The sequence below is a fragment of the Collinsella sp. AF28-5AC genome, from assembly GCF_003457875.1.
Taxonomy (GTDB): Bacteria; Actinomycetota; Coriobacteriia; order Coriobacteriales; family Coriobacteriaceae; genus Collinsella.
Genome location: NZ_QRTA01000007.1, coordinates 111,027 through 123,899, shown reverse-complemented (window position 1 = coordinate 123,899; position 12,873 = coordinate 111,027). Strand labels below are relative to the sequence as shown.

The window sequence follows — 12,873 nt, the reverse complement described above, 5'->3', positions numbered from 1 at the left end:
GCCATAAAAAAGCCTCCCATTTCTTGTGTCCAAGAAATGGGAGGCAGTTCAGGGCGGTGCGGGGCTTCTTTGGTTGCTTTAGTTGCCGGGCCGTCCTTACCCGCGCGGCTTGATTTTATCACGTAGCGACTTGAGGTTCTCCAGTGCCGCGTTAAGCGTCTCATCCCGCTTGGCAAAGTGGAAACGAATCAGATGGTTGACGGGCTCGCGGAAGAAGCTCGAGCCGGGCACGGCGCCCACGCCCACCTTGGATGCGAGGTCCTCGCAGAATTCGAGGTCGCTGTCATAGCCAAACTCAGAGATGTCCATCATGACGTAGTAGGCGCCCTGCGGCACGTTATGCTCAAGACCGATGCTATCGAGCCCCTGGCAGAACAAGTCGCGTTTGGCGGTGTAGAGGTCGAGGACCTCATCGTAATAGCTGTCGTCGAAGTTGAGGGCGGTGACAACGGCTTCCTGCAGGGGAGCGGCGGCACCCACGGTGAGAAAGTCGTGGACCTTCTTGATACGCTCGGTGATCTGGGCCGGGGCGATGGTGTAGCCCAGGCGCCAACCGGTGATGGAGTACGTCTTAGACAGCGAGCTGCAGCTGATGGTTCGCTCGAACATGCCGGGCAGCGTGGCCATATAGACGTGCTCGTGGGGCGCGTAGACGATGTGCTCGTATACCTCGTCGGTAATGCAGTAGGCGTCGTACTTTTTGCAGAGGTCGGCGATGAAGGTGAGCTCCTCGCGCGTAAAGACCTTGCCGCAAGGGTTGGAAGGGTTGCACAGGACGATGGCCTTGGGGTCGTTGTCGCGGAAGGCTGCCTCGAGCGTCTCGCGGTCAAAGTCGAACGTGGGCGGGTTGAGCGGCACATAGATGGGCTCGGCACCCGAGAGAATGGTGTCAGCGCCGTAGTTCTCGTAGAACGGCGAGAAGATGACGACCTTGTCTCCGGGGTTCGTAACCGTCATCATGGCGGCCATCATGGCCTCGGTGGAGCCGCAGGTGACCACGATATTCTTGTTGGGGTCGATCGGCATGCCCATAAAGTGCTCCTGTTTGGCGGCGAGCGCCTCGCGCATGGCCTGGGAGCCCCAGGTAATGGAGTACTGGTGGTAGAGCGGCTTGGGGTCGGCGGCGATGGTGCTCAGGCTGTTGAGCAGCTGCGCCGGAGGATCGAAGTCGGGGAAGCCCTGCGACAGGTTGACGGCATCGTACTTATTGGAGATGCGTGTCATGCGGCGGATGACCGAATCGGTAAATGTTGCCGTGCGGTTGGAGAGTTCTTTCATGCCGGTCCTTTCGAGGATTTGCAGTGGGGCAAGTTTACTCCTATGGAACCGGTGGGAATTGCTCGAAACGCGCTCGAAAAACTCTTTTCAAAATTCTTGAAAATTGGGGCTTGCATCGCGTGGCGTTCCTTGCAATAATAGTCGAGCGCGAAGCGCACAGGACACGGTGGGTGTAGCTCAGTTGGCTAGAGCGACGGGTTGTGGTCCCGTAGGTCGAGGGTTCGAGTCCCTTTACCCACCCCAGTTCTTGCTTCGTGTTGATATCGGGTCGTTAGCTCAGTTGGTAGAGCAGGGGACTCTTAATCCCAAGGTCCAGGGTTCGAACCCCTGACGGCCCACCACACGATATCTCCTCTAAAGTCCGCCATAACGGACTTTAGCTTTGGGTCGTTAGCTCAGTTGGTAGAGCAGGGGACTCTTAATCCCAAGGTCCAGGGTTCGACCCCCTGACGGCCCACCAAAGCATGTTAAAGCGACTGGCTTAGGCTGGTCGCTTTTTTGTTAACCTCGCATCGGGTCGAACCCGTCGGGGCGCGGAGCTGAGGAAATGCGTAAGCATTTGCCAGCGCAGCGCGCAAGGCGCGAAGCGCCGCAGTGACCGCCTGCACAGCAGGCTGACCCCCTGACGGCCCACCCAAAGCATGTTAAAGCGACTGGCTTAGGCTGGTCGCTTTTTTGTTAACCTCGCATGGGGTCGAACCCGAAAGGGCGCGGCCGCTTTCACAGATTGAGTCTACCCTGGGGATCGGTGAAACCGTCAGTACCCTCCTTGAGTTTCTTCTCGTCTGCCTTCACGCGACGCTCGAGCTTTTTTGTATCCTCGGCAGGCGGTAGGTTCTCGGGAACAATTCCGCGGTCGATGAGGCTGCCACGCACGCTCGTGTTGTTCTCGACGTGTTCTTGTTTGATCTGGTCCAGACCGTACAAGTCGTGTTCCTCGGCGTTGAAGGCCGTCATCGAGTTCGTGAGGTCCTTTGCTTTGATGAGGACATCGGCTAACCTGTCCGCCAATGCCGCGCTCTTGGGTACGCCGAGCTACTGCTTCATTTCCGCCGTGCTTCTGCCGCCGAATAACGCCTCATCGCCCTTCGACTTGATGATCGCGAATCCTTTGGAGTCCACGCCGCGTTTGAACGCAATACCCGAGAGCTGTTTCTCTGAATCGGATAGCGAGTGACGCGCCTGCAAGCGCTGAATCTCTGCGAAGCGCTGCTCTATGAGCTCTTGGCGGCGCGTCTGCACGGCAAAGTATGCCTGGGCGAGCGCGATCTCTGGCTTGTTTGAATCTCCGTTCTGTGCGATTAAATAGCATGCATAGCGCGTAAGTTTGTAGTCTTTAACCGCGCGAGCGGCGACACCGGCAGTTACCATTTTCGTGGTGTCACGAAAATGGGAATCAACTGGAGTTTTGTTTGTTTCGCATGAGACTTTTGCCCTCTTAACAACTTCGGCGAAGTTCTCCCATCGAGTGTACCCCATGGGTTCCATTAAATCGCGTGCGAGCCAATACTCAACGCCGTCTTCCACATTGGCGTAGCTATCAAGTTCGATACGCCACTTCTCGATATCTCTACTGTCCATATCTCCTCCTCGCTGGTCTATTTTCTATGCGGGCTTTGTCCGCTCTGTATTCAGAATAAGGATACGCTGTCGTGCGGACACGAATGGGCCCCGTGCTGCTTCGAGCTCACGGGGCCCATGGATATCGATTGGTTGTGTTCTGCTTTAGATAGGTGTCCGGTTTAATCCGCTCGATAGTGCGACCCGAGACTTTCGGTTCGCTTGCGCATGGCTTTGACCATTTCCTGTGCCAGCTGAATCTGCGATTGCAGGCGGGCGAGGGCTGCGACTTCGCTGTCCTGGGCTTTCTGTGTGCTCAAGGTCGTTGCCTCCGTCTTCAAGCCCTCAAGCTCGTGTAGTGCCTCGGATAGGCCTGTTTCGGTCCTGTTGATCATGCAAAAGGTGCTCATCGTGTGCCTAAGGCTGTGTGTCAGGCGTTCGGCATCTGTTGTGGCAATGCCGTACTGGGGGAGGGTGATATCCGCCTTCAGGGCCGCCTCAGGCTCTTTCTGCGCTGTGAGGGCTGCCGATGCGCCCGCGATACGTCCGAATACGATGCCGTTGGCGCTTGACAAGCCACCAATGCGGTCGGCGCCGTGCATGCCGCCTGTCGCCTCGCCGCAAGCGTAGAGGCCCTCAATGCCCGTGTGCGCAGTCTTATCGATCTTGATGCCGCCGTTAGCGGCGTGGGCATACATCGCAACGCGCATCTCGTCAGTCGGGGCGATGCCGTGCTCGTCTTGCAGCCAGGTGGCAAAGGTCTGCACAAACTCTGGGACATCCTCGCGGGGGAAGTCGTAGTGGAGTGCCAGGCCTTCGACACCTGCCTGATCGATGACGAGATCGATAGCGCGGGAGGCCAAGCGTGACGTGAAGGGACCATATCCAGAGCGCTGCTCGAGCAGGTCGTTCAGCTTGTCGTCGGCAATATCTACCGGCTGGTCTACATGCACGTAGCGCCAGGTTTTCTCGTTGAAGACCAAGTTACGCCTGGGCTCGATGAAGCCGGGCATCATCTGCATGAACTCTATATTAGTAAGTGTTGCGCCGTGCGCCAGTGCGATGGCCTGCGAGGAGCTGAGCACATCAGCCGACGTAAGGCTGCGCTCGAACAGGCCGCCTGTGCCACCGGCTGCGATGATCGTGGCCTTGGCAGCAAAGGGCACGATTCGATTTTCGGTAAGGTCGTAGAGTACGGTTCCGGTTATTCTGCCGTTCGTGTCCTCAACAAGGTCGATAAGCTCATGGCGGGGGAGCAGGCGAATGCCGAGCGACTCGATCCAGGTCGTCAGAGCGTCCTCAAGGGGCTTGCGGGTGAGGCCGCGCCACATGCGCGTCTTGTGGTCAAAGCAGGGGATAAATTGCTTTTGTTGAGCACTCTTGGCGCTTTGCGGACGCTGGAGCTCAACGCCCAGGTCTTGCTCGAGCCAGTCAATCGCTTGGGGAATGCCGTGGACGAACGTTTGGACGAGTTCGGGGTCGGCGACACCGCCGCCGACGGTCTGGATGGTGTCGATGAGGTCCTGCTCGTCGTCTTCGTCGACGGGACCGATGAGGCCGAGGCCCCAGGTACCCGGGAAGAAGCTCGATCCACTCATGGTCTTGCCGGCGCTTGCCACAGTGACGGTTGCACCCGTGCGTGCCGCTTCGATGGCGGCACAAAGGCCCGCAATGCCAGATCCAATTACCAGTACATCAGTCGATTCCATCGGATTCCTTTCTCGTCCGGCGCATTGTCGCACGGGTGATCGGCAATGGGGCCGCAAAGACTCGTCAAATCGGTAAAGGGCAAATATGGCAGGTGGGCGTCATGGACGCTCTGACGCTCCATCTCTTCACATCTCGTATTTCGCCCCAGCTGATATATCGGCATTAGATACCCTGCGCCAGCGCAAACAAAAAGAGCCGCTACCCGGGTGGATAGCGGCTCCAAAGCTCAACTATATGAGCATCGCGCAAGCGCGATTAGGCCTTGAGGGCCTCCTCGACGGCGACAGCGCAGGCGACGGTGGCACCGACCATGGGGTTGTTACCCATGCCGATGAGACCCATCATGTCGACGTGCGCAGGCACGGAGGAAGAACCGGCGAACTGGGCGTCGGAGTGCATACGGCCCATGGTGTCGGTCATGCCGTAAGAGGCAGGGCCGGCGCCCATGTTGTCCGGGTGCAGGGTACGGCCAGTGCCGCCACCAGAAGCGACGGAGAAGTACTTCTTGCCAGCCTCGAGGCGCTCCTTCTTGTAGGTGCCAGCGACGGGGTGCTGGAAGCGCGTCGGGTTGGTGGAGTTGCCGGTGATCGAGATGTCGACGTTCTCGTGCCACATGATGGCAACGCCCTCGCGGACGTCGTCGGCGCCGTAGCAGTTGACGGCGGCGCGGGGACCATCGGAGTAGGGGATGGTCTCGACGACCTTGAGCTCGCCCGTGAAGTAGTCGAACTGGGTCTTCACGTAGGTGAAGCCGTTGATGCGGGCGATGATCTGAGCGGCGTCCTTGCCCAGACCGTTGAGGATAACGCGCAGCGGCTTCTTGCGAGCCTTGTTGGCGTTCAGAGCCAGGCCGATAGCGCCCTCAGCGGCAGCGAAGGACTCGTGGCCAGCCAGGAAGGCGAAGCACTCGGTGTCGTCGGAGAGCAGCATAGCGCCCAGGTTGCCGTGGCCCAGACCGACCTTGCGGTCCTCGGCGACGGAGCCGGGAACGGTGAAGGCCTGGATGCCCTCGCCGATGATGGCGGCAGCCTCAGAAGCGGTCTTGGCGCCACGCTTGACAGCGAGAGCGCAACCGAGGGTGTAGGCCCACTCGGCGTTCTGGAAGGCGATGGACTGGGTGTTGTTGACGATCTCACGCGGGTTGAAGCCCTTGTCGGTGCAGATCTGCAGAGCTTCCTCGAGGGAGGCGATGCCGTTGTCGGCGAGGCACTTGTTGATCTTGTCAGCGCGGCGCTCGTAACCTTCGAACGTAACAGTCATAGTTATTTCCCTCCCTTTCTACTCGTGAACCGGGAACACGCTGGCGACGGAGTGAGTCTCCTCGTCGGTGCGCGGGTCGATGTACTTGGCAGCGTTCTCCCACTGACCATAGTGGCCCATAGCGCCAGCGATGGCCTCCTCGGGGGTCTTGCCGGCCTTGACGGCGTCGGTGAACTTGCCGAGGTTCAGGAACTCGAATGCGATGATCTCGTTCTTGTCGTTGAGAGCCATGCGGGTGACGTAGCCCTGAGCGAGCTCGAGGTAACGAGCGCCCTTGGCCTTGGTGCCGAACATGGTGCCGACCTGAGAGCGAAGGCCCTTGCCGAGGTCGTCGAGGGAGGCGCCCACGGGCAGGCCGCCCTCGGAGAACGCGGTCTGGCTGCGGCCGTAAACGATCTGCAGGAAGATCTCGCGCATAGCAACGTTGATGGCGTCGCAGACGAGGTCGGTGTTGAGGGCCTCGAGGATGGTCTTACCGGGAAGAATCTCGGAAGCCATGGCGGCAGAGTGGGTCATGCCCGAGCAGCCGATGGTCTCAACGAGGGCCTCCTCGATGATGCCGTCCTTGACGTTCAGCGTGAGCTTGCAGGCGCCCTGCTGAGGTGCGCACCAACCCACACCGTGCGTAAGACCGGAGATGTCGGAAATCTCCTTAGCCTGGACCCACTTGCCCTCCTCGGGGATGGGTGCGGGGCCGTGGTATGCACCCTTGGCAACGGGGCACATGTTCTCCACTTCCTGTGAGTACTGCATGCCTCTCCTCTCTATCGTGTTGGCGTCCCGTCTGGGGGTCGTGGCTGGCGATTGCCGGGCGACCCTTCGAAAGGGACATGACATGCAGCCCCTATAATACCGCGAAATGCACGGAATATTCGGCGAACGGCTCAGTTTTCGTAGCGAGAAGTCCGGAAGTTTTAATTGAAACGGTTTAACTATATGTTCTGTGGTCGCGAACTTCCGTAGAGGGGGTTCGTCTTTGGCAAGCTTTTGGTCGGCTCTTGTATGCGTTGCGGGGTCTGACCTGTTGCAACGGTGCCGTCCGCCGCCCGTTTACTGCCTTTGGCCGCGCGAGTGTATTGTTTTGCGTGAATGTTTTGATGGCACGCTTCAATCGTGCTGTATTGGATGGCAATCAGATCCCGGCGAAGGGAGCGCCATGCAGCGCGTTTGGAGAACGGTTACCGGCTTTTACCATGTCTGTGCCCGCGGTGTGGGCAAGCAGCTCATCTTTGAGGGCGATGAAGACCGGTGGGAGTTTTTGGAGTTGATGCGCGACTGCTGCCGGGAGGCAGGCGTCACGGTTATCGCTTGGTGTCTTATGGGCAATCACGTGCATCTGGTGCTGGCAGATTACGAGGACGCGATGAGCGCGGCGATGCACCGGCTGCTTTTGACGTACGCGCGGCGGTTCAATAAACGCACGGGGCGCACAGGTCATCTGTTCCAGAACCGTTTTGACCGGCGCTCGCTCGATACCGACTGGCAGGTGATGGAGGCTATTCGCTCCGTACACGCCGATCCACAGGAGGCGGGCGTTGGCCTAATCGAGCGTTATCCCTGGAGCAGCTTTGCGGAGCATTTGCGCGCTTACGACGGTGACGCGGCTGATGTCGCGAGGGGATTTTCTGATCCTTCTTGCGTGCTTGAGCTCTTTGGTTCTGCCGAGGGCTTTATTGCCTATTCGCTTTCGACGCCGGACGGTAGCGAGCCGGCGCTGTGCGATATGAAAGAGACAGAGTGGGAACGCCACGCCTTTGCCGACAAGTTGGCGAAGAGCCTCGGGGTTCCGCTCAATGTGGTTAAAACTGCACCGCCGGCGCAGCGCGATACCGTTATTGTTGGATTGAGCAATGCCGGCTTTACGGTGCGCCAGATTGAGCGGTATACCGGGATTGGCAAAAGTACCGTCTCTCGTATCGTGCGCGCCCGCGCGCGAACGGCGATGCGGGCTGGCGGAAACGTGATGTAAGGTCGCCTGTTCATCGCAGCTGGGGTCGTCCATACGCCGCAACCAGCGTTCAAAAGCTTGGTACGGTAACTGCACTTCTTAATATGCATAGAACAATCGTCATCTTGCATAAAATAACGGCTCGGTCCGGGTTTGCCCGTGCCTACCCCCGTCTGCGCCGTGCAAAAAACGGAGTTTTCAGCATCGTGTTGCTGTCGGCACCGCCGCAATCTTGCAACATACGGGTCCCGAAGCTATTGATTCCCGCCGTTGCGCCCCCGAAGCACGTGCCTGCGTCCCGTCAGACCGCGATGCTTGTTCTAAAACACAATATATATGCGCCTAAAGACGTTGATTAACGCTTTCGATGCGTATACACACAGCTTGGCGTGCTGAATACTCGCAAAAATGCACGCCGCTCCCTATGGGACCCGTCTGCGGCAGGCGCGAAGCGAGTCGGAGCTTCGCAGAACGGGGCTTGGCGCATTGCTTGGCGGGCCCGGGGCCCTGCCGCAGGCCTTTGGTGCTGTGGAAAACGCCCGTGCTCGCGTCTGGCTGTGTGGCAAATGTCAGACGGGGCGCCGGACGCGCGGACTTTGTGCGTTCGCGCTCATTAGGTAAAAACAGAGCCGCCCGTATCGGGCGGCTCGGCAATCAAAAACCTTGGATTCGGGGCATAAACTACTGGTTTGTTTGCCCCTCGAGCATGCCGTCGAGGGTGCGCCAGGCGAGCTCGGCGCACTTGACGCGGGCGGGCATGTGCGAGATGTCCTGGAGCTGGGCGGCTTCGTCCAGGTCTTCCAGGTCCTCCTCGGAGAGCTGCTCGCCGCGGATCATGGCGAGGAAGAGCTCTGCCAGGCGGTGAGCTTCCTCGACGGTCTCGCCGGTGATGAGGTCGGCCATGATGTCGGCACTGGCCTGACTGATGGCGCAGCCGTGGCCGGTAAAGGAGGCCTCCTCGATCACGCCGTTCTCGACGCGCAGCTGCAGGGTGAGCTCGTCGCCGCAGCTGGGGTTGATGCCGTCGTGCTCGTGCGTGGGAGCATCCATCTCGTACTTATAGTCGGGGTGCGAGTTGTGCTCCATAAATGTGGTGGAGGTGTACAGATTACCCATTGAACGTGCTCCAAACGTGATGCAGGCCGGCGATGAACTTGTCGATGTCGGCCTTGTCGTTGTAGAAGGCCACGCTGGCGCGGCAACAAGCAAGGTTTTCGACACCCAGCCAGGTAAGCAGCGGCTGCGCGCAGTGGTGACCGGCGCGGATGCAGACGCCGTCCATGTCCATGATGCTCGCGACGTCGTGCGGGTGGATGCCCTTGACGTTAAAGCTCACAACGCCGTGGTGGTTGTCCCAATAGATGGAGCCGATGATTTGGACAAAGTCGAGCTGCATGAGTTCGCCCATCAGATAGTGGACGAGTGCCTGCTCGCGGGCCTGGATGTTCTCGTAACCCACCGTGTTGACCAGGTAGTCGAGTGCCGCGCCCGTGGCGAAGATGCCGGCGGCGTCCTGTGTGCCGGCCTCGAATTTCTCGGGAACGGGCGCCCAGACGGCGTCCTGCTCGGTAACAGATTCGATCATCTCGCCGCCGGTGAGCATGGGCGGCATGGCGTTGAACAGGTCCATCTTGCCCCACAGCACGCCGATGCCCATGGGGCCCATGGCCTTGTGCGCGCTAAAGGCAAAGAAGTCGGCGCCCAGGTCGGCCACATCGACCGGCATGTGCGGCAGCGACTGCGCGCCGTCGACGACCAGATAGCCGCCGTACTTGTGCACGAGCTTGCCGAGGTTCTTGACCGGGTTCTCGACGCCCAGCACGTTGGAGACCTGACCCACGGCCAGAATCTTGGTCTTGGGACCCACCTTGGCCAGGACCTCCTCGGTGGTGAGCTGGCCGGTCTTGGTGGGATAGAGGTAGACGAGCTTGGCACCGGTCTCGCGGCAGACCTGCTGCCACGGAATCAGGTTGGAGTGGTGCTCCATGATGGTGATGACGACCTCGTCGCCGGGCTCCAGCACCGTGGGCGCAAAGCTCTTAGCGACCAGGTTGAGCGACTCGCTGGTGTTGCGGGTGAAGACGACTTCGTTGGCCTGGGCGGCGCCGATGAGGTCGGCGATCTGCTGGCGGACCTTGGCGATGGCATCGGTGGCCTCGACGGACAGCGAATACAGGCCGCGCAGGGGGTTGGCGTTCATGCGCTGGTAGAAATCGCGCTCGGCGTCGAGCACGCAGGCGGGGCGCTGCGCGGTGGCGGCGCTATCGAGGAAGGCGATCTCGGGGTGTTGCTGGAACAGCGGGAACTGTGCCTTGTATGGATTAGTCTCGATGTCGACGGTGGGCCAGCCGCGCGAGGCCTCGTCGCTGGCGTCGAGCTCCATGGGCTCGGGGGCGGTGCAGGTATCGCATTTAACGTGCTCGGTATCGATCATGCGAGCTCCTCTTCAAAGTTATCGATCAGGTTGTTGCCCAGGCGGACGACGGCAGCGCGGGTGCGCTCATCGGTGGCGGAAAGCGCGGCGTCCTCCAGCTTGGCGCGGATGAACAGATCCTCGGCGGCGTTTTGGTCAAGGCCGCGGCAGGCGAGGTAGAACAGCTGCTCGTCGCGGACGTGGCCGATGGTGGCGCCGTGGTTGCCGGCGACGTCGTCCTCGTCGCACAGGATGACGGGGACGGTCTTGTTGTCGACGCCCTTGTTGGCGAGCAGCACGGTCTCGCGCTCGGTGCCGGTTGCGCCCTTGCAACCGTGCACGAGGTCGATGGTGCCGCGGTAGACCTTCTTGGACGTGCCGGTCAGCACGCCGTTGGCGTCGATCTCGCACTCGGTCTTGCGGCCGCGGTGGCGCAACTCGTAGTTAAAGTCGCGCACCTGCTCGCGGGCGCCCAGGTAATCGGTATCGATGGTCACCTTGGCGGTGTCGCCCAGCAGGTCGCCGGCAAGGCCGGTGGCGCTGGCGCCGGCACCCAGGACGGTGTGCTGCACGTTGACGCGCGCGCCCTCGTCCAGGAACAGGCCGGTGTCGTCGAGCGCGATCCAGCTGTCGTCGAGCGTCTGCGTGCAGGTCGCATTGACGGTGGCGTACTCGTGGGCGCACACGCGCAGCACGGAGCCCACGACGCCCTCGCCGGTAACGGGGGAGTCCAGGGCGATCTGCAAGTCGAGCGTTGCCTGCGGGCGGGCGACGACATCGATGGCGGCAATCGCAGCCGCTGCGTCGACGCCACTCACGCGCACGGTAGCCGTGACGTGCTTGTATGCGGGCACATCGATGACGATGCGCTTGGTAGCGTGGTCGGTCAAGTAGGTGTAGGCAGCCTCGCCCATGCCGGTCTCGAATGCCTCGGCGGGGGAAAGTTCCTCCTCGAGCTTGATGGCGCCGGCCTGGTAGACGGAGGTAGCGGGCACGTCGAGCTCGGTCTCGGGCGTGATGCGGGCACGGTCGGCAGCGTCGCCGGGGGCGGAGGCGCGGCGCTCGGGGAAGCGCTCGGCCATGGCGTCCATGGCGGCGTCGAAGGCGTCGGCCGAGCCGGCAAGCTGCTCGTCCAAGCCCTCGACCTCAACGGCCTCGGCGGGTGCGGCGGCAAGTTCGGCCGAAAGCTCGAGCTTAGTCTGGTTCATCTTGAGCCAGCCCCAAGTTGCAGCAGGCATCGCATTGACCTGCTCGAGCGTGGTGGCAGCGGTGTTCGTGGTCTGTTTCATTATCCGATCGCTCCTTCCATCTCGAGCTTGATCAGGTTGTTCATCTCGACGGCGTACTCCAGCGGCAGCTCCTTGGAGACCGGGTTGGCAAAGCCGTTGACGATCATGGTGCGGGCCTCTTCCTCCGAGATACCGCGGCTCATCAGGTAGAACACCTTGTCGTCGCCGATGCGGCCGATGGTGGCCTCGTGGCCGATATCGACGTTCTTGGCGCGGATGTCCATGGCCGGAATAGTGTCGGAGCGGCTCTGGTCGTCGAGCATCAGCGACTGGCAGCTCACGGTTGCCTTGGAGCCCTCGGCCTTGGGTGTCGCCACAATAGAGCTGCGGAAGGTCTGAATGCCGCCACTCTTGGAGATGCCCTTGGTCTCAACGGTTGCCGAGGTCTCGGGCGCGTTGAGCACGACCTTGCAGCCGGTGTCGAGGTTCTGGCCGGCGCCGGCAAAGGTGATGCCGGTAAAGCTCGAGCGGGCGCGGCGGCCGTTGAGCACGCTCATGGGGTAGAGGTAGCCCACGTGGCTGCCGAAGGAGCCGCTGATCCACTCGATGTCGCCGTCCTCGTCCACGCGCGCACGCTTGGTGTTGAGGTTGTACATGTTCTTGGACCAGTTCTCGATGGTCGAGTAGCGCAGGTGCGCACGCTTGCCCACAAAGAGCTCCACGGCGCCGGCGTGGAGGTTGGCCACGTTGTACTTGGGCGCGGAGCAGCCCTCGATAAAGTGCAGGTCGGCATCGTCCTCGACGATGATAAGCGTGTGCTCAAACTGGCCGGCACCCTTGGCGTTGAGGCGGAAGTAGCTCTGCAGCGGGAAGTCGAGCTTGGTGCCCTTGGGCACGTAGACAAACGAGCCGCCCGACCATACGGCGCCGTGCAGGGCCGCAAACTTGTGGTCGGTGGGCGGGATGAGCGTCATAAACTTCTCGTGGATGAGCGGCTCCCACTGCGGATCGTGCAGGGCCTCCTCGATGCCGGAGTAGACGATGCCCATCTTGGACGCCGTGTCCTGCATGTTGTGGTAGACGAGTTCGGAGTCATACTGCGCGCCGACGCCCGCCAGGTAGCTGCGCTCGGCTTCGGGGATGCCCAGACGCTCAAAGGTGCTCTTGATGTCGTCGGGCACCGACTCCCAGTCGTGCTTTTGGTCGGTGTTGGGCTTGACGTAGGTGACGATGTTGTCCATGTCCAGGCCCTCGATGGAGGGGCCCCACGTCGGGTCGGGAAAACGGTTGAAGATCTCGAGGGACTTTAAGCGCAGGTCGAGCATCCACTGCGGCTCGTCCTTCTTGGCGCTGATCTCGCGCACGATGTCGGGCGTGATGCCGGCATCGAGGCGCTCGAATCCCTCCTCGCCATAGGTGAAGTCGTAGAGGCTGCGGTCGATGTCCGCGACCTCGGTGCGGTTCTTGGTCATTGC

At 60.9% G+C, this 12,873-nt stretch carries 11 protein-coding genes and 3 tRNA genes; 4 read left to right on the top strand and 10 right to left on the bottom strand.

What is annotated here, in order from left to right:
• Positions 1 to 96: 96 nt before the first annotated feature.
• The gene (locus DWZ01_RS06545; protein WP_117770215.1) at positions 97 to 1,278 is read right to left on the bottom strand and encodes a pyridoxal phosphate-dependent aminotransferase; all 1,182 of its coding nucleotides are present in this window, start codon (positions 1,276 to 1,278) and stop codon (positions 97 to 99) included.
• Between the two features lie 166 nt (positions 1,279 to 1,444).
• Between DWZ01_RS06545 and DWZ01_RS06540 the strand changes: the two genes are divergently transcribed.
• From DWZ01_RS06540 to DWZ01_RS06530, 3 genes are all read left to right on the top strand, one after another.
• Positions 1,445 to 1,521: transfer RNA gene (locus DWZ01_RS06540), tRNA-His, on the top strand.
• 22 nt (positions 1,522 to 1,543) lie between these two features.
• Positions 1,544 to 1,619: transfer RNA gene (locus DWZ01_RS06535), tRNA-Lys, on the top strand.
• A gap of 43 nt (positions 1,620 to 1,662) precedes the next feature.
• Positions 1,663 to 1,738 (top strand) — tRNA-Lys (locus DWZ01_RS06530).
• A gap of 260 nt (positions 1,739 to 1,998) precedes the next feature.
• Here DWZ01_RS06530 and DWZ01_RS10815 read toward each other — a convergent pair.
• The 5 genes from DWZ01_RS10815 to DWZ01_RS06510 form a co-directional block, all read right to left on the bottom strand.
• Positions 1,999 to 2,289, bottom strand: a complete 291-nt coding sequence (locus tag DWZ01_RS10815) for a hypothetical protein (RefSeq protein WP_199411384.1) — start codon at positions 2,287 to 2,289, stop codon at positions 1,999 to 2,001.
• A 24-nt stretch (positions 2,290 to 2,313) separates the two neighbouring features.
• Positions 2,314 to 2,859 (bottom strand): BRO family protein, encoded by a 546-nt coding sequence (locus DWZ01_RS10810; RefSeq protein ID WP_199411385.1) that lies wholly within the window; start codon positions 2,857 to 2,859, stop codon positions 2,314 to 2,316.
• A 161-nt stretch (positions 2,860 to 3,020) separates the two neighbouring features.
• Positions 3,021 to 4,547, bottom strand: a complete 1,527-nt coding sequence (locus DWZ01_RS06520; protein ID WP_117770216.1) for an FAD-dependent oxidoreductase — start codon at positions 4,545 to 4,547, stop codon at positions 3,021 to 3,023.
• A 256-nt stretch (positions 4,548 to 4,803) separates the two neighbouring features.
• A complete protein-coding gene (locus DWZ01_RS06515; protein ID WP_022094815.1) occupies positions 4,804 to 5,808 on the bottom strand; it encodes a GGGtGRT protein in 1,005 nt (334 codons plus the stop codon).
• 18 nt (positions 5,809 to 5,826) lie between these two features.
• Positions 5,827 to 6,561, bottom strand: a complete 735-nt coding sequence (locus DWZ01_RS06510) for an iron-sulfur cluster assembly scaffold protein (protein ID WP_006235554.1) — start codon at positions 6,559 to 6,561, stop codon at positions 5,827 to 5,829.
• Positions 6,562 to 6,964: 403 nt separating this feature from the next.
• Between DWZ01_RS06510 and DWZ01_RS06505 the strand changes: the two genes are divergently transcribed.
• Complete coding sequence (locus tag DWZ01_RS06505; protein ID WP_117848425.1) at positions 6,965 to 7,777, top strand: transposase; 813 nt, start codon at positions 6,965 to 6,967, stop codon at positions 7,775 to 7,777.
• Between the two features lie 660 nt (positions 7,778 to 8,437).
• Here the strand turns inward: DWZ01_RS06505 and sufU are convergent.
• The 4 genes from sufU to sufB are packed head-to-tail and all read right to left on the bottom strand — an operon-like array spanning position 8,438 to position 12,870.
• Entirely contained in the window at positions 8,438 to 8,872 is a 435-nt protein-coding gene (sufU, locus tag DWZ01_RS06500; RefSeq protein WP_117770218.1) for a Fe-S cluster assembly sulfur transfer protein SufU, read from the bottom strand.
• Entirely contained in the window at positions 8,865 to 10,190 is a 1,326-nt protein-coding gene (locus DWZ01_RS06495) for an aminotransferase class V-fold PLP-dependent enzyme (RefSeq protein WP_199411386.1), read from the bottom strand. Before DWZ01_RS06495 ends, sufU begins: the two co-directional genes overlap by 8 nt.
• Positions 10,187 to 11,458 carry a SufD family Fe-S cluster assembly protein gene (locus tag DWZ01_RS06490; protein ID WP_117848424.1) on the bottom strand — a complete coding sequence of 424 codons (1,272 nt, stop codon included), beginning with the start codon at positions 11,456 to 11,458 and terminating at the stop codon, positions 10,187 to 10,189. Before DWZ01_RS06490 ends, DWZ01_RS06495 begins: the two co-directional genes overlap by 4 nt.
• Positions 11,458 to 12,870, bottom strand: coding sequence for a Fe-S cluster assembly protein SufB (sufB, locus tag DWZ01_RS06485; RefSeq protein ID WP_117848423.1), 1,413 nt, complete (start codon positions 12,868 to 12,870; stop codon positions 11,458 to 11,460). Before sufB ends, DWZ01_RS06490 begins: the two co-directional genes overlap by 1 nt.
• Positions 12,871 to 12,873: the final 3 nt, after the last annotated feature.